Below are 978 nucleotides of genomic sequence, written 5' to 3'. Positions count from 1 at the left end.
AAAAAAAGACTAACTTAATAGTTAGTCTTAAAGAATTTTTAAAAAGTAAAAAGTGTCTAAAGTTTTGGAACAGTTCACGCTCGATATAACACATTTCTTTTATTTTTATAATAAATTCATAGTCATATTTATTAGGTTGACGTTCATTTGTTTCAATTAACTGTTCGGTTTGTGAATTGAATTTATTTTCTCTTATATTATCAATTTTATCTTCTTTATCATCAAAATTTATTATTTTAATTCCTTTTTTAGTTTTTTTTCTCATAAATTTATTAAATTTATTAATTGTAATATCTTTAATTTCATTTTTATCAATTTTAAAATTTATTTCTATATTACCGATTTCATTTTTGCCAATTTGAAAATTTATTATTGAAATTAATTTTTCCCTATCTAGTTCGCGTGTTATAGATTGTTTATTATTATTTTTATTATATTTTGTGGTTAAAATTAATTTATTAGTATTAGAATCATATTTATAACATTCAATATGTTTAATTTCATTTTTATTAGGTTGATAAAATATCATTTTTATTAATGATTTGTCATTATTAGGATCAAATTCTTGTATACTGTGGATTTCATCATCTCTATTAGGTTTATATTTGATTATTTTTATTAATTTTCCATTATTAGGTTCATATTCTTCTATAAATTCTTTTTTATTATTTTTATATCTTATGGTTTGAATTAATTTATTAGTATTAGAATCATATTTATAACATTCAATATATTCAATTTCATCTCCATTTGGTTTATATTGAACCCATCTAACAATTTGTCTAGTTTTTTCATTAACTTCTTTTATATGATCTATTTTTGTTTGCGTTTTATCTTTATAAATTATTTTTTTTAATAAATATTCATTTTTTTTCTTCTTTATTTTGGGGTATTTGTTTTGGATTATTATTATAATCCCAAATTATGAGTATTAAAACAATAATACTTATAATAAATATACTTAATCTGATTAATATT

The 978-nt window shown here is 18.2% G+C and carries 1 protein-coding gene and 1 pseudogene; both read right to left on the bottom strand.

Features of this window, described 5'->3' with window-relative positions:
* A partial coding sequence (locus RI68_RS02740) for a hypothetical protein (protein ID WP_038104771.1) occupies positions 1-529 on the bottom strand: 529 nt, incomplete at its 3' end.
* 24 nt (positions 530-553) lie between these two features.
* Positions 554-817: pseudogene (locus tag RI68_RS04500) on the bottom strand (DUF2963 domain-containing protein); the annotation flags it as partial.
* Between the last annotated feature and the right edge of the window lie 161 nt (positions 818-978).

Origin of the sequence: Vaccinium witches'-broom phytoplasma str. VAC, assembly GCF_000309405.1 — a bacterium.
In the GTDB taxonomy this organism is placed as follows: domain Bacteria; phylum Bacillota_I; class Bacilli_A; order Acholeplasmatales; family Acholeplasmataceae; genus Phytoplasma.
The sequence above is the reverse complement of the archived record's forward strand: the minus strand, read 5'-3'. Positions and strand labels throughout refer to the sequence as shown.